Origin of the sequence: Klenkia brasiliensis, from assembly GCF_900100695.1 — a bacterium.
GTDB classification, from domain to species: domain Bacteria; phylum Actinomycetota; class Actinomycetes; order Mycobacteriales; family Geodermatophilaceae; genus Klenkia; species Klenkia brasiliensis.
Genome location: NZ_FNCF01000001.1, coordinates 473,257 through 492,242, shown reverse-complemented (window position 1 = coordinate 492,242; position 18,986 = coordinate 473,257). Strand labels below are relative to the sequence as shown.

General features: G+C 74.6%; 22 protein-coding genes and 1 tRNA gene. 11 read left to right on the top strand and 12 right to left on the bottom strand.

The genetic code is table 11. The annotated features are described in order from the left end of the window. The 3 genes from BLT39_RS02550 to BLT39_RS02540 all read right to left on the bottom strand — a co-directional run bounded on the left by BLT39_RS02550 (window position 1) and on the right by BLT39_RS02540 (window position 1,500). Window positions 1-405: a hypothetical protein gene (locus tag BLT39_RS02550; RefSeq protein ID WP_091058072.1), complete on the bottom strand. Its 405-nt coding sequence runs from the start codon at window positions 403-405 to the stop codon at window positions 1-3. Window positions 406-489: 84 nt separating this feature from the next. Beyond that, window positions 490-566 (bottom strand) — tRNA-Pro (locus tag BLT39_RS02545). Between the two features lie 16 nt (window positions 567-582). Next, window positions 583-1,500, bottom strand: coding sequence for a metallophosphoesterase (locus BLT39_RS02540; protein ID WP_091058069.1), 918 nt, complete (start codon window positions 1,498-1,500; stop codon window positions 583-585). 13 nt (window positions 1,501-1,513) lie between these two features. Here BLT39_RS02540 and BLT39_RS02535 point away from each other — a divergent pair, with 13 nt between their 5' ends. After that, window positions 1,514-2,008 carry a GatB/YqeY domain-containing protein gene (locus tag BLT39_RS02535; RefSeq protein ID WP_242658106.1) on the top strand — a complete coding sequence of 165 codons (495 nt, stop codon included), beginning with the start codon at window positions 1,514-1,516 and terminating at the stop codon, window positions 2,006-2,008. A gap of 95 nt (window positions 2,009-2,103) precedes the next feature. Here BLT39_RS02535 and BLT39_RS02530 read toward each other — a convergent pair whose 3' ends face one another. From BLT39_RS02530 to bagA, 3 genes are all read right to left on the bottom strand, one after another. After that, window positions 2,104-4,437 (bottom strand): penicillin-binding protein, encoded by a 2,334-nt coding sequence (locus BLT39_RS02530; protein WP_091058066.1) that lies wholly within the window; start codon window positions 4,435-4,437, stop codon window positions 2,104-2,106. A gap of 87 nt (window positions 4,438-4,524) precedes the next feature. Beyond that, window positions 4,525-5,703 (bottom strand): ATPase BagB, encoded by a 1,179-nt coding sequence (bagB, locus tag BLT39_RS02525; protein ID WP_091058062.1) that lies wholly within the window; start codon window positions 5,701-5,703, stop codon window positions 4,525-4,527. Then, window positions 5,700-6,671, bottom strand: a complete 972-nt coding sequence (gene bagA / locus BLT39_RS02520) for an ATPase BagA (protein ID WP_091058059.1) — start codon at window positions 6,669-6,671, stop codon at window positions 5,700-5,702. The genes bagB and bagA overlap by 4 nt, the downstream gene beginning before the upstream one ends. 68 nt (window positions 6,672-6,739) lie before the next feature. Between bagA and sp36 the strand changes: the two genes are divergently transcribed. The 3 genes from sp36 to BLT39_RS02505 are packed head-to-tail and all read left to right on the top strand — an operon-like array spanning window position 6,740 to window position 8,183. Next, window positions 6,740-6,907: a Sp36 family protein gene (gene sp36 / locus BLT39_RS22190; protein ID WP_091058056.1), complete on the top strand. Its 168-nt coding sequence runs from the start codon at window positions 6,740-6,742 to the stop codon at window positions 6,905-6,907. Then, the gene (locus BLT39_RS02510; RefSeq protein ID WP_091058050.1) at window positions 6,904-7,371 is read left to right on the top strand and encodes a RidA family protein; all 468 of its coding nucleotides are present in this window, start codon (window positions 6,904-6,906) and stop codon (window positions 7,369-7,371) included. Before sp36 ends, BLT39_RS02510 begins: the two co-directional genes overlap by 4 nt. Window positions 7,372-7,376: 5 nt before the next feature. Continuing rightward, complete coding sequence (locus tag BLT39_RS02505; protein WP_091058047.1) at window positions 7,377-8,183, top strand: NUDIX hydrolase; 807 nt, start codon at window positions 7,377-7,379, stop codon at window positions 8,181-8,183. 58 nt (window positions 8,184-8,241) lie between these two features. Here the strand turns inward: BLT39_RS02505 and BLT39_RS02500 are convergent, their stop codons facing one another. Next, a complete protein-coding gene (locus BLT39_RS02500) occupies window positions 8,242-8,916 on the bottom strand; it encodes a Crp/Fnr family transcriptional regulator (RefSeq protein WP_091058043.1) in 675 nt (224 codons plus the stop codon). Window positions 8,917-9,042: 126 nt separating this feature from the next. Beyond that, window positions 9,043-9,300, bottom strand: coding sequence for a hypothetical protein (locus BLT39_RS02495; RefSeq protein WP_091058039.1), 258 nt, complete (start codon window positions 9,298-9,300; stop codon window positions 9,043-9,045). 113 nt (window positions 9,301-9,413) lie between these two features. Here BLT39_RS02495 and nth point away from each other — a divergent pair, with 113 nt between their 5' ends. Genes nth through BLT39_RS02470 form a run of 5 tightly spaced genes read left to right on the top strand, consistent with a single transcriptional unit; the run spans window position 9,414 to window position 13,163 of the window. Further along, window positions 9,414-10,193 carry an endonuclease III gene (nth, locus tag BLT39_RS02490; protein WP_242658105.1) on the top strand — a complete coding sequence of 260 codons (780 nt, stop codon included), beginning with the start codon at window positions 9,414-9,416 and terminating at the stop codon, window positions 10,191-10,193. Then, window positions 10,190-10,768, top strand: coding sequence for a TlpA family protein disulfide reductase (locus tag BLT39_RS02485; protein WP_091058036.1), 579 nt, complete (start codon window positions 10,190-10,192; stop codon window positions 10,766-10,768). The genes nth and BLT39_RS02485 overlap by 4 nt, the downstream gene beginning before the upstream one ends. Beyond that, the gene (locus BLT39_RS02480; protein ID WP_091058033.1) at window positions 10,765-11,514 is read left to right on the top strand and encodes an NUDIX hydrolase; all 750 of its coding nucleotides are present in this window, start codon (window positions 10,765-10,767) and stop codon (window positions 11,512-11,514) included. The genes BLT39_RS02485 and BLT39_RS02480 overlap by 4 nt, the downstream gene beginning before the upstream one ends. After that, a complete protein-coding gene (locus BLT39_RS02475; protein ID WP_091058030.1) occupies window positions 11,511-11,978 on the top strand; it encodes a plastocyanin/azurin family copper-binding protein in 468 nt (155 codons plus the stop codon). The genes BLT39_RS02480 and BLT39_RS02475 overlap by 4 nt, the downstream gene beginning before the upstream one ends. Before the next feature lie 3 nt (window positions 11,979-11,981). Next, window positions 11,982-13,163 carry a MarP family serine protease gene (locus BLT39_RS02470; protein WP_091058027.1) on the top strand — a complete coding sequence of 394 codons (1,182 nt, stop codon included), beginning with the start codon at window positions 11,982-11,984 and terminating at the stop codon, window positions 13,161-13,163. On the opposite strand, the gene BLT39_RS02465 is transcribed toward BLT39_RS02470, so the two are convergent. From BLT39_RS02465 to BLT39_RS02450, 4 genes are all read right to left on the bottom strand, one after another. Beyond that, on the bottom strand, window positions 13,164-14,075 hold the full coding sequence (locus tag BLT39_RS02465; protein WP_091058024.1) for an alpha/beta fold hydrolase: 912 nt from the start codon (window positions 14,073-14,075) through the stop codon (window positions 13,164-13,166). After that, window positions 14,072-14,575: a phage holin family protein gene (locus BLT39_RS02460; protein ID WP_242658104.1), complete on the bottom strand. Its 504-nt coding sequence runs from the start codon at window positions 14,573-14,575 to the stop codon at window positions 14,072-14,074. Before BLT39_RS02460 ends, BLT39_RS02465 begins: the two co-directional genes overlap by 4 nt. Before the next feature lie 125 nt (window positions 14,576-14,700). Continuing rightward, window positions 14,701-16,662 (bottom strand): acetate--CoA ligase, encoded by a 1,962-nt coding sequence (acs, locus tag BLT39_RS02455; protein ID WP_091058017.1) that lies wholly within the window; start codon window positions 16,660-16,662, stop codon window positions 14,701-14,703. 128 nt (window positions 16,663-16,790) lie between these two features. Then, window positions 16,791-17,357 (bottom strand): hypothetical protein, encoded by a 567-nt coding sequence (locus tag BLT39_RS02450; protein WP_091058013.1) that lies wholly within the window; start codon window positions 17,355-17,357, stop codon window positions 16,791-16,793. A gap of 163 nt (window positions 17,358-17,520) precedes the next feature. Between BLT39_RS02450 and BLT39_RS02445 the strand changes: the two genes are divergently transcribed. After that, the gene (locus BLT39_RS02445) at window positions 17,521-18,369 is read left to right on the top strand and encodes a hypothetical protein (RefSeq protein WP_091058009.1); all 849 of its coding nucleotides are present in this window, start codon (window positions 17,521-17,523) and stop codon (window positions 18,367-18,369) included. Further along, window positions 18,353-18,976, top strand: a complete 624-nt coding sequence (locus BLT39_RS02440; RefSeq protein ID WP_165640101.1) for a class F sortase — start codon at window positions 18,353-18,355, stop codon at window positions 18,974-18,976. The genes BLT39_RS02445 and BLT39_RS02440 overlap by 17 nt, the downstream gene beginning before the upstream one ends. Window positions 18,977-18,986 lie beyond the last annotated feature (10 nt).

Genomic DNA, 18,986 nt, shown 5'->3' with positions numbered 1-18,986 from the left:
TCAGCTCCCCGAGGAGCCGAAGCCGCCGTGGCTGCTGCTGCCGCCGCCGTCGATGCTGGTGCCGAACCCGCCGGAGCGGCTGCCCCCGCTGCCGCTGGTGTAGCTGCCCGAGGAGGGCAGGCCGGCGTTGGCGCGGGCGGTCGAGTCGGTCGGGTTGATCGTGGTGCCGCCGGAGGGCACCACCGAGCCCCGGGACAGGGAGCGGCCGGGGGAGCCCAGCCAGATGAAGTAGCCCCCGCCGCCGCTGTAGCCGGAGTCGCAGTAGTCGTCGTCGACGACCTGGTTGGACTGGTCGACGCAGTAGGCGACCTCGTCCTCGCCGCTGGAGCAGCCCGACGCGGTGAAGGCCAGCACCATGGCCGCGGTGAGGGCGGGGACCCGGCGGAGACCGGTGGCGCGGTTCACGGCGCGGATCATGGCACAGGCACAGGTTCGCCTGCCGGAGGAACGCAGAAGGCCCGCTCCACGGGGGAGCGGGCCTTCTGGTGGTGGTCGGGGTGACAGGATTTGAACCTGCGGCCTCGTCGTCCCGAACGACGCGCGCTACCAAGCTGCGCCACACCCCGAGAGCCGTCCCGAAGCCTAACCCACCGTCTCCGGCGACCCGACGGGGGTGTCCCGGGCGACCAGGGTCAGCAGCGTCGCCTCGGGTGGGCAGCAGAACCGGTAGGGCGCGTAGGGGCTGGTCCCGAGGCCGGCGGACACGTGCAGCCAGGTGTCACCGGTCCACCGGTGCAGCCAGCGCGCCTTGTCCCGGCTGATGCCGCAGTTGGTCACCAGCGCGCCGTAGAAGGGCACCCGCAGCTGCCCGCCGTGGGTGTGCCCGGACAGCACCAGGTCGTGGCCGTCGGCGGCGAACCGGTCGAGCACCCGCGGCTCGGGGGAGTGCACCAGACCCAGCCGGAGGTCGGCACCGGGGTCGGTCGGGCCGGCGACGGCGTCGTAGTCGTCGCGCTCGAGGTGCGGGTCGTCGACCCCGCGGACGGCGATCGTGCGCCCGTCGACCTCGACGGTGACGCCTGCGTTGGTGACGTCGGCCCAGCCGCGGGCGGTCATCCCGTCGCGCAGGTCGCGCCAGGGCAGCTCGTCTCCGTGCACCCGCTTGTGGTCGGTCTTGAAGTACTTGAGCGGGTTCTTCGGCCGGGGCGCGAAGTAGTCGTTGCTGGCCAGGCAGAACAGGCCCGGCCGGTCCAGCAGCGGCTCCTGCGCGGCCAGCACGATCGGCACGGTGTCGTGGCCGGCCAGGTTGTCGCCGGTGTTGACCACCAGGTCGGGGTCCAGGGCGTCCAGCGCGGCCACCCAGTCCCGCTTGGCGGTCTGCGCGGCGGTCATGTGCAGGTCGGACAGGTGCAGCACGGTCAGCGGCCGCTGGCCCTCCGGCAGCACGGGCACGGTGAACCGGCGCAGCGTCCAGTGCACCCGCTCGACCAGGCTGGCGTAGCCGACGGTGGCGGCACCCGCGCCGAGGAGGGCGGCGGGGACGGCGAGGGCGGGGCGCACGCGGGGAGCTTAGGTGCCAACCCGGTTGGCGGCCCGTGGGACGCTGGTCGTCGTGCCCGACCTCAAGAGCAAGCTGCGCGACGACCTCACCACGGCCATGAAGGCCCGTGACGAGCTGACCACCGCCACCCTGCGCATGGTGCTGGCCGCGGTCAGCGCCGAGGAGGTGGCCGGCAAGGAGGCCCGCGAGCTGTCCGACGACGAGGTGCAGGCGGTGCTGCGGCGCGAGGCCAAGAAGCGCCGCGAGGCCGCCGAGGCGTTCGCCGGCGCCGGGCGGTCCGAGCAGGCCGCGCGCGAGCAGGCCGAGGGCGACGTCGTCGCGGCCTACCTGCCCGCCCAGCTGTCCGACGAGGACCTGGCCGCGCTGGTCGCCGAGGTCGTCGCCGCCACCGGGGCCAGCGGCATGGGCGACATGGGCAAGGTGATGGGCCGGGCGAACGGGCAGGTCGCCGGGCGCGCCGAGGGCGGCCGGGTGGCCGCGGAGGTGCGCCGCCAGCTGTCCGCCTGACCCGGACGCGCTGATCCCGGACGCGCTGACCCGGACGCGACGAGGGCCGGACGACCTCCTGGTCGTCCGGCCCTCGTCGTCGGTGCTGTCGGGTGTCAGCCGGGTTGGCCGTCCCCGTTGGTGTCCGGGGCGTTCGGGTCCACCGGGGGTGCCGGCTGGCCCTCCGTGGGTGCCGCCGGCGGCACCGCGGAGCCGTTGCTCACCTGCACCTGCACCGAGCCGCCGCGCTGCACCCGCGTGCCCGGCGCCGGGCTGACCCCGAGGAAGGTGCCGGCCGGCTGGTCGGAGTCCACGCTCACCTGGCCGCCGTAGCGCAGCCCCGCGCCGGTGATCGCCGACTGGCACTCGCTGGACGAGCCGCAGGTCGGCACCAGCACGGTGTTGCCGTTGGCCACCGTGGCGTCGGCGGCGGGGAACTCCTGGGCGGGTTCGTTCGCCAGGATCGGCGACATCGCGTCGTTGAAGATCGTCGCGGGCTTGTTGCCGCCGAAGCCGCCGACGTTCTGGTTCCCGATGGGGTTGAAGACCATCACGCTGGCGGTGTAGCGCGGCGTCGAGCCGATGAAGCTGACCGAGACGTTGCCCTGCGACGTACCCGTCTTGCCGGCGATCTGGTGGCCCGGGATGGCGGCCCGGCGGGCGGTGCCGTAGGAGGCCACGGTGTCGCCGATCATCATCTGGTTCATCGTCGACGCGACGCCGGAGGGGATGGCGTCCTGGTTGCAGGAGTCGCCGGTGTTGACCACGGTGCCGTCGGCCAGGGTGGCCGGGGCCCCGGTGGGGTCGGTGATCGAGATGACCGGGTTCGGGTCGCACTGGGTGCCGCCCGAGGCCAGCGTGGAGTACGCCGAGGCCAGGTCCAGCGGGCTGGTCGCGTACGGGCCCAGGGTGAACGACCCCTGGTTCTCGGCGATGATCTGGTCGGCCGGGGTCTGGTTGGCCCGGTCGAAGTGCATGCCCATCCGCTCGGCCATCCGGACCGGGGCCTCGACGGAGCCGAGGGCGTCCTCCAGCGCGACGAAGTAGGTGTTCGACGAGCGCACCAGCGCCTGCTCGAGGTCGAGCGTGCCGGGGTAGTTGCCGGCGTTGACGACGCAGTACGGGGAGGAGGCGTTCCGGTTCCCCGTGGCGTTGCAGCCACCCCGGTAGACCCGGGACACGTAGGGGTCGCTGGTGGTGATCGTGTAGTACTGCGAGTAGCCCTGCTCCAGGGCGGCCGCGGCGGTGAACACCTTGTAGGTGGAGCCGGCGCCCTTGCTGGCCACCGCGTTGAAGTTCACCGACTCGCACGCCGGGTTGTTGGCGTCCGAGCAGAACTGCCGGTTGTTGGCCATCGCCAGCAGGTGCCCGGTGCCGGGCTCGACCACGGTGTAGGTGCCGACCAGTGCATCGCCCATGGGCAGGGTGTTGAGGATGCCCTGCTCGCCGGCGGCCTGCATGTCCGGCCGCAGCGTGCTCTGGATGGTGTAGCCGCCGTTGTCGATCTGCTGCTGGGTCATGCCCAGGTCGTTGATGAGGTGGCCCTCGAGGTAGTCGCAGAAGAAGCCGCCGATGCTGGCGTTGACGCAGCCGTTCGACGGGGGCTGGCCCTCGGCGGTGACGACCGGCTGGGCCAGGGTGTCGGCCAGCTCCTGGTCGCTGATGTGGCCCAGCGTGTGCATCCGGTTGAGCACCTGGTCGCGGCGGGTCTGCGCGTTCTCCGGGTTGGCCAGCGGGTCGTCGTTGGTCGGGCTCTGCACCAGCCCGGCCAGCACCGAGGCCTGCGGCAGGGTCAGGTCGGCCGCGTTGACCGAGAAGTAGCGCTGCGAGGCGGCCTGGATGCCGTAGGCGCCGGCGCCGAAGTAGGCGATGTTGAGGTAGCGGGTGAGGATCTCGTCCTTGGAGTAGGTCTCCTCCAGGGCCAGCGCCAGCCGCGCCTCGCGCAGCTTGCGGCCGACGGTCTGCTCGTCGGCGGCCTCGCGCTCCTCGGGGGTGTCGGCGGTCTGCAGCAGGGTCTGCTTGACCAGCTGCTGGGTCAGCGTCGAGCCGCCCTCCTCGACGCCGCCGGCGGCGAGGTTGGTGACCAGCGCGCGCAGGGTGCCCTGCACGTCGAGGCCGTTGTGCTCGTAGAACCGGCTGTCCTCGATGTCGACCAGGGCCTGCTTCATGATCGGCGAGATCTGGTCGGCGGTCACCGGGGTGCGGTTGTTCTCGTAGAAGTGCGTGATGACCGTGCCGTCGGCCGCGAGCACCGTCGTCATGCCGTTCGGCGTCTGGTCGGTCAGCTCCACCGGCAGCGCGTCCAGAAGCGAGGCGGAGTTGCGGGCGACCAGCCCGCTCCCGCCGACGAAGGGCAGCATCATGCCCGCGACCAGCGCGCCGGCGACCACGATGGTCGCCGCGAGCTTGGCCAGCGTGCCGGCTCTGGAGGGTGCACGGGTCTCGGACATCGCCAGCCAAGGTACCTGCCGGGATCACCCGATCGGGCGTGTCGAGGCGGACGCGCGGACCGTGCGGTCACACCCGTCCCGGGCGGCTCAGGGCCGGGCGGGCAGGATCCGCGAGCGCGGGGTGCCGGTGCCGGTGTCGCCGTCCGCGGCGGTCAGCGCGGCGGCCATGACCGCCAGGTCGTCCAGGTCGTGCACGTCCCCGGCGGCGGCGGGCACCGCGCGGACGGCGACGTCGGGGTGCGCGCGGGCGAACCGGTCGGCCAGGCGCTGCTCCCGGGCGGCCTGCGCCATCCGGTCGGCGTGCACCCGCAGCGCGCCGGCGGCCAGCTTGGCGCCCTTCCCGCCGGCCTCCGCGACCGCCTCGGCCGCGGCCTCGGCGCGGGTGGCCGACAGCGCCGTGGTGGCCGGCGGGTGGGTGCGGTTGAGCACCAGGCCGGCCAGCGGCATGCCCTCGGCGGAGAGCCGGTCGACGAAGTAGGAGGCCTCGCGCAGCGCGTCGGGCTCGGGGGTGGCGACCACCAGGAACGCCGTCCCGGGCTGCTTGAGCAGCTCGTAGGTCGCCGTGGCGCGCTCGCGGAACCCGCCGAACATCGAGTCCAGCGCCGCGATGAACGTGGCGATGTCGCCCAGCAGCTGACCGCCGAGGATCTTGGAGATGACCCGGCTGAACAGCCCGAACCCGGCGCTGACCATCCGCAGCCCGGCCCGGCCACCGGCCCGCGCGGGGGCGGTCAGCACCCGGATCATCGTGCCGTCGAGGAAGCGGGAGAGCCGGTCGGGGGCGTCGAGGAAGTCCAGCGCCGACCGGGACGGCGGGGTGTCGACGATGATCAGGTCCCAGGTGTCGCGGGCCCGCAGCTGGCCCAGCTTCTCCATGGCCATGTACTCCTGCGTCCCGCCGAAGGAGGACGACAGCGCCTGGTAGAAGGGGTTGGCCAGCACCTGCTCGGCCCGCTCCGGGGTGGAGTGCGCGACCACGACGTCGTCGAAGGTCCGCTTCATGTCCAGCATCATCGCGTGCAGCTCGCCGGGGCCCCCGGTCTCGACCCGGCGGGGTTCGTTGTCCAGCTCGGCCAGGCCGAGGGACTGCGCGAGCCGCCGCGCCGGGTCGATGGTCAGCACCACGACCGAGCGCCCGGCGGCCGCGGCGGCCAGGCCGAGGGCCGCCGACGTGGTGGTCTTGCCGACCCCGCCGGCACCGCAGCACACGATGATGCGGGTGGCCGGGTCGCGCACCACGGCGTCGAGCTCGAGACCGGCGCTCACCGGAGCACCTCCAGCCGGGAGGCGAGCTCCTGCAGGGCGCCGAGGTCGACCGGGCCGGTGACCAGGGGCAGCTCGGTGACCGGGCGGCCGAGCTCGGCGACCCGGCCGCGCAGCGCGTCCTGGGACTGCCAGCGGCGGGCGTGCTCCACCGCCTCCTCCGCCAGGCCCGCGGCGACCGCCGGGTCGTCGGGCAGCCCGCCGGCGGCCAGCGCGGGGGCCAGCTCGGCGGCGGTCAGGCGGCCCTCGGCGGCGCGGGCCAGGCTCGCGGCCGGCAGCAGCGGCTCGGTGGCCATGTTCACCAGCACCGACCCGACCGGCAGGCCGGTGGCCGTCAGCTCGGCGATGGCGTCGGCGGTCTCCTGCACGGGCATCTCCTCCAGGAGCGTCACCAGGTGGACCGCCGTCTGCGGCGACCGCAGCACCGCCATGACGCCGTCGCTCTGGGCCTTGATCGGCCCGGAGCGGGCCAACCCGGCGACCTCGTCGGTCACGTTGAGGAAGCGGGTGATGCGGCCGGTGGGCGGGGCGTCGACGACGACGGCGTCGTAGACCCGGCGGCCGTCGACCTTGCGGGTCACGGCCTCCTTGATCTTCCCGGTGAGGAGCACGTCGCGCAGGCCCGGGGCGATGGTGGTGGCGAAGTCGATCGCACCCATCCTCCGCAGCGCCCGGCCTGCGCGCTTCATGGAGTAGAAGAGCTCCAGGTACTCCAGCAGAGCCTCGTCCAGGTCGATGGCCAGCGCCTTGACCTCGCCCCCGCCGCGGGCGACGGCGACCCGGCGCTCCTCGTAGGGCAGCGGCGGGGTGTCGAACAGCTGGGCGATGCCCTGCCGCCCCTCGGTCTCCACCAGCAGGGTGTGCCGCCCCCCGGCGGCCAGGGCCAGGGCCAGCGCGGCGGCGACCGTGGTCTTGCCCGTGCCTCCCTTGCCGGTGACGACGTGGCAGCGCACGGGCGGGTCGGTCGTCACGGGGACGAGCCTACGAGCGCGGGGGCCGTCCGGGCACGTCGCGGCCGGGGAGGCTAGCGTCCCGGGCCATGAGCGAACGGACCACGTGGGAGTACGCCACCATCCCGCTGCTGACCCACAACACCAAGGCCATCCTCGACTCCTGGGGCGTCGACGGCTGGGAGCTGGTCACCGTGCTGCCCGGTCCCGGCGGCGGCGACCAGCTGGTCGCCTACCTGAAGCGGCCCTCGGCGTGAGCGAGCCGCAGAGCTGGCACGCCCGCCTGGCGGAGCTGGGCCTGCGGCTCCCGCCGGTGGCCGCGCCGGTGGCCTCCTACGTCCCGGCGGTGCGCACCGGCAACCTGGTGATGACCAGCGGCCAGCTGCCCTTCGTCGACGGCGGCCTGCGCCGCACCGGCAAGGTCGGCGGCTCGGTGGAGGCCGAGGACGCCGCCCACGACGCCAAGGTGTGCGCGCTGAACGCGCTGGCCGCCGTCGACGACCTGGTCGGTCTGGACGCCGTGGCCCGGGTGGTCCGGGTGGTGGGCTACGTGGCCTCCGCCGAGGGCTTCACCGGGCAGCCGCGGGTGATCAACGGCGCCTCCGAGCTGATCGGCAAGGTGTTCGGCAAGGACGGGGAGCACGCCCGGTCCGCCGTCGGCGTCGCCGAGCTGCCCCTGGGCGCGCCGGTCGAGGTCGAGCTCACCGTCGAGCTGCGCTGATCCCGGTGGCGCCGGCCGCGCAGACCCCCGCGCAGCCGCGCCAGGCGGCGACCGTGCTGCTGCTGCGCGACGGCCCGGCGGGCGTCGAGGTGCACCTGCAGCGGCGCACCCGGGGCATGCCGTTCGCCGGTGGGATGACCGCCTACATCGGCGGCGGCGTCGACCCGCGGGACGGCGGGGCCGACCTGGACTGGGTGGGTCCGGGCCCGGCCGCCTGGGCCCGCACCTGGGGCTGCGACGAGGCGACGGCCCGCGGGCTGGTCTGCGCCGCGGTGCGGGAGACCTTCGAGGAGGCCGGCGTGCTGCTGGCCGGGCCGGCGTCCGGCGGGGTCGTGCCCGACGTGTCGGGGGCCGGGTGGGAGGCCCAGCGGCGGGCGCTGCTGACCCGCGAGCTGGCGCTCTCGGAGCTGCTGGCCGCCCGCGGTCTGGCGCTGCGCTCGGACCTGCTGCGGCCCTTCGCGCACTGGATCACCCCGCCCGAGGAGCCCCGCCGCTACGACACCAAGTTCTTCGCCGCGGCGCTGCCGGCGGGCCAGGAGGCGCAGGACGTCTCCGGCGAGGCCGACGAGGCGGGCTGGTCGACCCCCGCGGCGGCCCTGGCCGAGCACGCGGCGGGGACCCGGCCGATGCTGCCGCCGACGATCCACACCCTGGGCCAGCTGGCCGGGTTCCCCGACGTCGCCGCGGTGCTGGCCGGCAGCCCGCCCGCGCCGCTGGAGCCGATCAGCCCGACGTTCGCCGAGGACCCCGACGGCCAGACGTGGGCCGTGCTCCCCGACGGCACCCGCATCCGCATGGTGGTGCCGCTGTAGACGCGCGAGGCCCAGGACCCGACGGGTCCTGGGCCTCGGTCGTGCGGAGTCGGGACGGCTAGCGCGCGCGGCGGCGCAGGCGCTCCTCGTCGAGGACGACGACGGACTTGCCCTGCAGCTGGATCCAGCCGCGGTGCACGAAGTCGGCCAGCGCCTTGTTCACCGTCTCGCGGGAGGCACCCACCAGCTGGGCCAGCTCCTCCTGGGTGAGGTCGTGCTTGACCCGCAGGCCCTCGTTCTCGCGCGACCCGAACCGGTCGGCCATCTGCAGCAGCGCCTTGGCCACGCGGCCGGGGACGTCGGTGAAGATCAGGTCGCCGAGGGAGTCGTTGGTGCGGCGCAGCCGACGGGCCAGCACCTGCAGGAGGCGCTCGCCGACCTCGGGGTGGGCCTCGATCCAGGGCCGCAGCATCTGCTGGGGCATCTTGGCCAGCCGCACGTCGGTGACCGCGGTGGCGGTCGCCGTGCGCGGGCCGGGGTCGAACACCGACAGCTCGCCGAACTGGTCGGAGGGGCCCATCACGGCCAGCACGTTCTCGCGGCCGTCGGGGGAACGACGGGACAGCTTGATCTTGCCCGCCAGCACCACGTACAGGCTGTCACCGGGCTCGCCCTCGTTGAAGACCACCCGCCCGCGGGGCAGGCTCACGGTCTCCAGGCCGCTCGCCGTGGGCTCCGCGGCTTCGGCCGACAGCCCCTGGAACAGACCGGACTGGGCAAGGACCTCGTCCACCAGTGCACCTCTCGTACGACGTCATGGCGGGTGCAGTGACACCCACGTCCGGGGCGAGTCTAGGGCCTGTGGGCAGACCCACAATGCGGAGCGTCACCGGACTGCCCACGACGGGTGGGCCGGGGGTCAGTCGGACGAGCGCTGCGCGGTGACGGCCTCGGTGCCGCGGACCACCCGTCCACGGCGCCGTCCGCGCCACCGGTCCATCGCCCGCCGGATGCCCGAGGTGGCCAGCGCGTCGACGTCGCCGGGCGTGGCGGTGGCCAGGAACTCCTCGACCTGGCGCTGCGACGTGGGCCGCCGCAGCGGCTCCTCGACCCGCTCCATGACCAGCAGGAACGCGATCACCAGCGGCGGGAACAGGATGACGATGAGGGCGACCACCCAGCACCTCCTCGGCTCGGGACGGCGGCCCGGCCACCCCGCGGGACGGGAGGGCCAGGTGGGACCAGGATGACAGAACGCCGCCGTCGGTGCCCCCGCCTACCCTCGATCGCGTGTCCGCACCCGCTCCTCCCGTGCCGTCCCGGCCGGCCCGCGCCGTCCGGCTGGGCCTGCCCCCGTTCGACGACGGGGAGACCCCGCTGGGCCGCACCCGGCGGGCCCGGCGGATGGCGCGGGAGCTGGCGCTGATCCACCCCGACGCGCACTGCGAGCTGGACTTCACCACGCCGCTGGAGCTGCTGGTGGCCACCGTGCTGTCCGCGCAGACCACCGACCGCACGGTCAACACGGTCACGCCCACGCTGTTCGCCCGGTACCGCACCGCCGCCGACTACGCCGCCGCCGACCGCACCGAGCTGGAGACCATCCTCAAGCCGACCGGCTTCTTCCGGGCCAAGGCCAACTCGGTGCTGGGCCTCGGCCGGGCGCTGGTCGAGCAGTTCGACGGCGAGGTGCCGGCGCGGCTCGAGGACCTGGTCACCCTGCCCGGGGTGGGCCGCAAGACCGCCAACGTGGTGCTCGGCAACGCCTTCGGGGTGCCGGGGCTGACCGTCGACACCCACTTCGGCCGGCTGGTCCGCCGGTTCGGCTGGACCGCCGAGGAGGACCCGGTCAAGGTCGAGGCGCAGGTCGCCGACCTGGTCCCGAAGAAGGAGTGGACCGACTTCTCCCACCGGGTGATCTTCCACGGGCGGCGGGTCTGCCACGCCAAGAAGCCGGCCTGCGGCGCCTGCGGGCTGGCCCGCTCCTGCCCGTCCTTCGGTCTCGGGCCGCTGGACCCGCTGGCCGCGGCCAAGCTGGTCAAGGGCCCGGCCGCCTCGGACACGCTGTGAGGCGCGCGCTGCTGGCCGCGGCCGCGCTGGTCCTGCTCGCCGGCTGCACCGGTTCCCCGGACCCGGCGGCCGGCCCGTCGTCGGACCCGGCGGTGCAGGACGTCGACACCGCGCTGCAGTCCTGCCCCGAGCAGACCGGCGACACCGTGGAGGCGACCGACGCGCTGCCGCCGATGTCCTTCGACTGCATCGGCGGGGGCACGCTGGACCTGTCCCGGGCGCCGGGCACGCCGATGGTGCTCAACCTCTGGGGTTCCTGGTGCGGGCCGTGCCGCGAGGAGCTGCCGGTCGTGCAGCAGCTGGCCGACGCGGCGGGCTCCCGGTTGCTCGTCGCGGGCGTCAACAGCGGCGACTCGCTCACCGCGGCCGACTCCTTCGCCGCCGACGCCGGCGTCACCTTCCCCAACGCCTTCGACAAGTACCGCGACCTGATGGCCGAGCTGGGCATCAACAACCTGCCCTACACCTACTTCGTCGCCGCCGACGGCACCCTGGCCTACACCCAGATCGGGCCGGTGCAGGACCTGGCCGAGTTCGAGCAGCTGGTCGCCGACCACCTCGGCGTCACCCTGTGAGCCCGGACCTGACCGGGGTCCCCGAGCACGTCCGGGCGCTGCTCGCCGCGGCCGACGAGCTGCCGCTGCGGCACCGCACGGGCGGGGCGAGCGGCACCGCCCGGCGCTCGGCGGTGCTGGTCCTCTTCGGGCGGACACCCCGTGGCGACGACCTGCTGCTCATCGAGAAGTCCGACCGGCTGCGCACGCACGCCGGCCAGCCGGCCTTCCCGGGGGGTGGGGCCGAGGCGGGGGAGGACTACCCGGTCGCGACGGCGCTGCGCGAGGCGCACGAGGAGGCCGGGGTGGACCCGGCGTCGGTGCGGGTGCTGGGGGTGCTGCCCGAGCTGTACCTGGGGCCCAGCGACAACGTCGTCGTCCCCGTCGTGGGCTGGTGGGACGACCCCCGCGAGACCGTCACCGGCGACCCCTTCGAGGTCGCGCAGGTCGCCCGGGTGCCGCTGGCCCAGCTGGTCGACCCGGCCCGCCGGTTCCGGGTGCGGCACCCCTCGGGCTACGTCGGCCCGGCCTTCGACGTCGCCGGGATGGTGGTGTGGGGGTTCACCGCCGGTGTGCTGGACGCCGTCCTCACCGCGGCCGGGGTCGCCCGGCCCTGGGACACTGCCGACGTCCGTGACCTCGCCCCCGAGCAGGAGCGGGTGCGCGGGCGCCGCGACGTCGTCGAGGAGCCCGCCGACCGCGCCGCGCCGACGGTCGCCGACGAGCCGCGCTCCACAGCTGCGCCGCGTACGGTCCTCGGGCGATGACGTCGAACCGAGCGCGCGTGCTGGTGGCCGCGGTGCTGCTCGCCCTGGGTCTTGTGGGCTGCAGCAACCGCACCCCCGCCACGCCCGAGGCGACCCGCACCCCCGACGCGGGCGTGGGCGAGGTGACCACCGACGCCGAGGGCGTCCAGGAGGTCACCATCGAGACCGGCGACGACTACGTCTTCACCCCCGACGCGTTCACCGTCGCCCCCGGGACGGTGCGGCTGACGGTCACCAACACCGCCACGCAGCTGACCCACAACTTCATGTTCACCACCGGGGCGGGTCCGGCGGACATCACCGAGCAGATCCCGCTGCTGGCCCCCGGCCAGAGCGAGACCATCGAGTTCACGGTGACCCAGCCGGGCGACTACCCCTTCGAGTGCACCTTCCACACCGCGCTCGGGCAGGTCGGGACCATGACGGTCAGCGGGGCGGCGGCGTCGCCCTCGGCGAGCGGCTGACCGGTGTCCCTCGTCGACCTGGTGCTCATCGCGCTGGCCCTGCTGTTCGCCCTCTCGGGCTTCCGGCAGGGCCTGATCGTCTCGGCGGCGTCGTTCATCGGCTTCTTCGGCGGCGCCGTGGCCGGGGCGCAGCTGTCCGGGCCGGTGGCCGACGAGCTGGGCGGGTCGACGCTGTCGCGGGTGTTCGTGGCCCTGGTCGTCGTCCTCGCGGGGGCGCTGCTGGGCCAGCTGGTGGCGGGCTGGCTCGGGCGGGCCATCCGGAAGAAGGTCACCTGGGAGCCGGCGAAGATCGTCGACTCGGTGGCCGGTGCGCTGATCTCCGCGGTCGCGGTGCTGCTGGTCGCGTGGATGGTGGCCACCCCGCTGGCCAACTCCGCCTTCCCGGCCGTGGCCAGCCAGGTGCGGCAGTCCACGCTGGTGCAGGCCGTCGACCGCGGCGTGCCCTCCGGCGTCCGGTCGCTGTACGACTCGCTGCGCGAGGCCATCGACCGCCGCGGGCTGCCCGACGTCCTCGACCCGCTCACCCCCACCCAGGTGCGCGACGTGCCGGTGCCGGACCAGACGCTGGCGCAGAGCGCCGTCGTCGGCCAGGTGCAGGGCTCGGTGGTCAAGATCAGCGGGGTCGCGCCCTCGTGCTCGCGGCAGATCGACGGCTCGGGCTTCGTCTTCGCCGACGAGCGGGTGATGACCAACGCCCACGTGCTGGCCGGCGTCACCGACCCCGTGGTGACCGCCGAGGGCGAGACCTACGACGCCGTCCCGGTCTACGTCGACGAGGAGACCGACGTGGCCGTCCTCGCCGTCCCGGGGCTGCCGCAGGTGCCGCTGGACTTCGCGGCCGACCCGGTCGGCTCGGGCTCCGACGCGATCATCATGGGCTACCCCGGGGGTGGCGGGCTCTACGTCGGCGCCGCCCGGGTGCGCGACCGCGGGGCCATCAGCGGCCCGGACTTCCGTTCCCAGCAGACGGTGGTCCGCGACGTCTACGCCCTCTACGGGCAGGTCCGCGCGGGCAACTCCGGCGGCCCGCTGCTGGCCGCCGACGGGTCGGTGCTCGGGGTGGTCTTCGCCTCGGCCGTCGACGACCCGAACACCGGCTACGCGCTCACCGACGCCGAGGTGGCCGACGCCGTCACCCAGGGCAGCACCGCCACCACCCCGGTCGACACCGGGCCCTGCGAGTGATCAGCGGGCCCAGGCCGCGATCGCGTCGCTGACGACGTCGGGGGTCTCCTCGTGCGGGAAGTGGCCCACGCCGGCCAGCTCCCGCCACTCGTAGGCCCCGGCCACGTAGCGGCCCGACCCGGCGGCGGTGCGCGGCAGCACGCAGGGGTCCAGCGTGCCGTGCAGCTGCAGCGTGGGCGCGGTGACCGGCGCGGTCATCCGGCGGGCGTACCGCAGCCCGTCGGGGCGGAACTGGGAGCGGAAGGCCCAGCGGTGGAACTCCATCGCCCCGTAGGCGGCCTGCGGGATGCGGGCCGCGTCCCGGTAGCGGGCCACCGCGTCGGCGAAGTCGGCGGTGTGCACCCAGCCCGGGCCGGCCCACCGGCGCAGCAGGTCGGCGACCGGGTCGTCGTCGTCGCGGGTCAGCCGGCGCTCGGGGAGCCGGGGCAGCTGGTAGCGCAGCGCGTAGCGCGAGGCGTGCCGCTGGGCCGCGTCGGTCATGCCCGACCGCAGCTCCCGGGGGTGCGCCGAGGAGACGACCACCAGCCCGCGCACCGTGCGGGGGTGCAGCGCGGCCATCGTCCAGGCCACCAACCCGCCCCAGTCGTGGCCGACCACCACCGCGTCGGGCTCGCCCAGGGCGCGCACCACCGCGGCCACGTCGGCCGCCAGGGTGGGCAGATCGTAGCCGCGCGGGGGCTTGTCGCTGCCCCCGTAGCCGCGCAGGTCCACCGCCACCGCCCGGAAACCGGCGTCGGCCAGCGCGGTGAGCTGGTGCCGCCAGGCCCACCAGAACTGCGGGTAGCCGTGCACCAGCAGGACCAGCGGGCCATCGCCGGCCTCGGCGGCGTGCAGCCGGACGCCGTTGGCGGAGATGTCGCGGTGCCGCCAGGGGCCCGGGACCAGCGCGCTGGTCGCGTCGGGTGCACTCACCCCAGGCGGGCGTGCGGGGCGGCGCGCTCGATGTGGCCGTCGCGGACCACCGGCAGGTCGTGCTGGCGCTGGCCCGGGGCCTCGCGCCGCATGACGTCGGGCAGGTCCTTGAGCGTCTCGATGGTGCGCTCGGGCTTGCGGAACTTCTTCGTGGTCCGGATGCCGACCAGCACCAGCAGCCCCGCCAGCAGGAGCAGGACCCCGAAGACGATGAAGTAGGACACGAAGCGGGGCAGGCCCAGCCAGGTGAGCAGCTCGGCGATGCCGATGAACAGGAAGATCGAGCAGTACAGGGCCATCACGCCGCCGACGGCGACGAGCCCGCCGCCGAGGCCTACCTTCTTGACCGACCCGCCGATCTCGGCCTTGGCCAGCTCGACCTCGTTGCGGATCAGGGTGGAGACGTCGGACATGGCGCTCTGCACCAGCGAGCCGACGGAGGGCTCCTCGGGGCCGACCGGCTGACCGGACAGTCGAGTGGTGGGGGCGCTGTGGGCCACGGGTTCTCCTCGGCGGTGCGACGCGGCGGGACCGCGCTGTCGAACCATGATCGTGCCTCATCCGGGCCCCACCGGCCCGACGTGGAGTGCGCGGGGGCCGGGACCCGGCCCCCGCGCACCCCGGGTCAGTCCTCCGAGGAGGCGGGCATCCGCTGCCCGATGAGGTCCATCACCGAGGAGTCGGTCAGCGTGGACACGTCGCCGAGCTCGCGGTTCTCGGCGACGTCGCGCAGCAGGCGGCGCATGATCTTGCCCGAGCGGGTCTTGGGCAGCTCGGCCACGACCATGATCTGCCGGGGGCTGGCGATCGGGCCGATCTCCTTGCGCACGTGCTGGCGCAGCTCCTTCACCAGGTCCTCGCCGGAGTCCTCCGCGCCGCCGCGCAGGATGACGAAGGCGACGATGCCCTGCCCGGTGGTGGGGTCGGTGGCGCCGACGACCGCGGCCTCGGCCACCGTCGGGTGGCTGACCAGCGCCGACTCCACCTCGGTGGTGGAGATGCGGTGCCCGGACACGTTCATCACGTCGTCCACCCGGCCGAGCAGCCAGATGTCGCCGTCCTCGTCGAGCTTGGCGCCGTCCCCGGCGAAGTACACCGAGGTGCCGTAGCGGGACCAGTAGGTGTCCACGTACCGCTCGTCGGAGCCCCAGATGGTGCGCAGCATCGACGGCCACGGCTCGGTGAGCACCAGGTAGCCGGTGGCGCCGGGCTGCACCGGCTTGCCCTCCTCGTCGACCACCGACGCCGAGATGCCGGGCACCGCGCGCTGGGCCGAGCCGGGCTTGGTGGCCACCACGCCGGGCATCGGGGCGATCATGTGCGCGCCGGTCTCGGTCTGCCACCAGGTGTCCACGACCGTCGCCGTCCCGCCGCCCACGACCTTGCGGTACCAGAGCCAGGCCTCGGGGTTGATCGGCTCGCCGACCGAGCCCAGCACCCGCAGGGTCGAGGTGTCGAAGGGCTCCAGCTCCTGGGCGCCCCACTTCATGAACGTGCGGACGACGGTCGGGGCGGCGTAGAGGATGGTCACGCCGTACTGCTGCACTATCTCCCACCAGCGGCCGCGGTGCGGGGTCTCCGGGGTGCCCTCGTACATCACCGAGGTGGCGCCGTTGGAGAGCGGGCCGTAGACGATGTAGGAGTGGCCGGTCACCCAGGCCACGTCGGCGGCGCACCAGAAGACGTCGGTGTCGGCCTTGAGGTCGAAGGTGCCCCAGTGGGTGAAGGAGACCTGGGTCAGGTAGCCGCCGGAGGTGTGGAGGATGCCCTTGGGCTTCGCCGTCGTGCCCGAGGTGTACATGATGTAGAGCGGGTGCTCGGCGTCGAAGGGCTGCGCCTCGTGCTCGGGCGACTGGCCGTCGACCAGGTCGTGCCACCACTGGTCGCGGCCCTCGGTCCACTCGACGTCCTGCTCGGTCCGCTTGACCACCAGGACGTGCTCGACCCCGCCGACCTTGGTCAGCGCCTCGTCGACGGCGGGCTTGAGCGCCGACGGGGCGCCGCGGCGGAAGCCGCCGTCGGCGGTGATGACCACCTTGGCGCCGGCGTCCTCGATGCGGGAGGCCAGCGCGTCGGGGGAGAAGCCGCCGAACACGACCATGTGGACGGCGCCGATGCGGGCGCAGGCCAGCATGGAGATGACCGCCTCGGGGATCATCGGCAGGTAGATCGCCACCCGGTCGCCGGCCTGCACGCCGAGGGACAGCAGCGCGTTGGCGGCCTTGCTGACCTCGTCCTTGAGCTGGGCGTAGGTGATGGTGCGGGTGTCGCCGGGCTCGCCCACCCAGTGGTAGGCCACCTTCTCGCCGTTGCCGGCGGCGACGTGCCGGTCCACGCAGTTGGCGGCGACGTTGAGCTCACCGCCGACGAACCACTTCGCGAAGGGCGGGTTGCTCCAGTCCAGGACCTCGTCCCACGGCTTGGTCCACTCCAGGCGCTGCGCCGCCTCGGCCCAGAAGCCCAGCCGGTCCTCCTCCGCGCGCCGGTAGGTGTCGGCGGTGACGTTGGCGTGCGCCGCGAGCTCGGCGGGGGGCTCGAACACCCCGCCGGCGGGGATCTCGTCGGTCAGGCTGTGGGCCTCGCTCATCGCTACCTCGCATCGGTCGACGGGTCGGGCGTCGGCCGGCGGAGGTCCGGCGACGCTGCCTCGTGCACGACCCTAGTGACCGCCGTGACCCCCGTCTCGCCGGGCGCAGCGCCGCCGCAACCCCCGGCTCAGGCGGTGCGGTCCCGCTCGACGAGCTCCAGGTAGGCGTCGCTGTAGCACTGCAGGCCGGCGGCGACCCGCGACGCCTCGGCCGAGACCGACCCGTGCGCGGCCGGGAGCGCGGCGCTGGCCCGCACCGCGGCGGTCACCTCGCCGACGGCGGCCAGGTGGGCGCGGGCGGCGTCGGCCAGCCGGGGGCCGTGCGCGGACGGCGCGCCGACCTCGGCGCGCAGCGCCCGGGACAGCGCGGACCCCTCGGCGACGAGGCGGGGCAGCACGTCGGGCACCTCGCCCAGGTGCACCCCGGCCCGGCGGGCGGCGTCGACCTCCCGGTGCAGGGTCATCGACGCGCCGGTCACCCGGGCGGCCAGCGCGGCGGCGGTGCGGTCGGCCCGGGCCGGGTTGCGGACGACGGCGACCGCGGTGCCGGCGAGCTGGGACAGCTCGCGGCCGTGCCGCACCGCCCGGCTGCCCTGCACCGCGCGCACGGCGCGCCGGGTGGCCAGCACCAGGGCCGTGGTGACCAGGCCGGCCAGCACCACCAGCACGACGACCAGGGTGAGCACGAACTCCACGGGGCACCTCCGCCTCGAGCACGCCCGGCACCGGCGTACCCCGTCGACCATAGCTGCTCCAGGTCGTCCGGAACGTTCCGTCACAGCTAGCCGTAACCTCCCGTCACGGGTGTCGTTGTCCGGTCACCTGCTCCCGCCAGCACGACCAACGGAGGTCGCCGCCGTGCCCCAGCTCCACCTGTCCCGCCGCACCGGCCGGCGACTGCTCGCCACCGGCGCGATCGCCGCCGTCGCCGTCCTCGGTGCCCCGGCCGTCGCGTCCGCCGACGACAGCGACCCGCTCGGCTCCGTGCTGGAGCAGCTCCCCGGTGCCGGCGGTGGCGGGGCGGCCGCCCCGACCTCGGTCGTGCCGGCGTTCCCGACGTCGGGTGCGCCCGGCCTGCCCGGTCTGCCGACCGGCGGCGGCGCAGGCACCCCGGACCCGACGGAGATCATCTCGGGCGGTGCGGCCTGCGTGCAGGGCCTCGTCACCGGCATCCAGGTGTCGGTCACCGGCCTGGCGACCGGGCTGACCGAGGCGCTCATCGGCCTGCTCGGCGGCGGCAGCACGACGGCCCCGGTCGAGGGCGGCGAGGCCACCACGACCATCCCGATCACCCAGGACCAGCTGCTGGGCCTGCTCGACCTGGACCCCGACCAGCTCGCCGACCTGTTCGAGAACGGCCAGGAGTCGCTCACCATGGTCGTCGACGTCGTCGTCGACGGGGTGACCAGGACGGTGCAGGTGGTCCTGGACTTCGCCGAGTGCCTGGCCGCGCTCATCCCGACCCCGGCCCCCGCGGCGCCCACGACCACCACCCCGCCGACCACGGCACCGGTGGAGTCCGCCGCGCCGGCCGTCACGACCAGCGCCGCACCGACCCAGGCGGTGGCCTACCCCGGCTACGCGCCGACCGGCGGCGCCCCCTCCGACGACTCCTCCCCGGCCGGGCTCCTCGGCCTGGGCGCGCTGGTCGCCGCGAGCGGGGGCGGTGCGCTGTGGCTGCGGGCCCGCCGTGGCGTCGCCGGCTGACCGCGACGCCGGGTCGTCGTCCGGCCTGGTCGTCCTGCTGGTCCTGGTCACCCTGCTGGCCGGCGGCTGGTGGTACGGCTACGGCCGCGACACCACCCCGGCGGTGCCGGCCACGTCGGCGGCCGAGGTGCCCCTGGTCCCGGCGGCGCTGAGCGTGCCCTCCATCGGCGTGCAGGCGCCGGTGGAGCAGCGCGGCACGGTCGACTACACCAACCCCTTCACCGGCCAGCAGGTCGCCGGGTACGGCGTGCCCGAGGACATGGCGTCGACGTCGTGGTGGTCCGACGGCCCCGAGCCGGGCTCGGGCCAGATGGCGGTGGTGCTCGGCCACGACGTCCCCGGTGACGCGCCCGGCGTCTTCGACCGGCTCGGCGAGCTGCAGGTGGGCGACCCCGTCGTCCTCACCTCGGCCGACGGCAGCCAGCTGCAGCTGCAGGTCATCGAGGCGCCGCTGACGGGCCTGGACAAGTCGACGTCGGACCTGTCCGACGCGCTCAACGGCCACCCCGAGGGCGCCGACGTCGCGCTGGTCACCTGCGGCGGCACCTACGACGAGTCGGCCGGTGCCAGCGAGGAGAACGTGGTCGTCTTCGCCTCGGTGGTCTGAGCACCCCGCG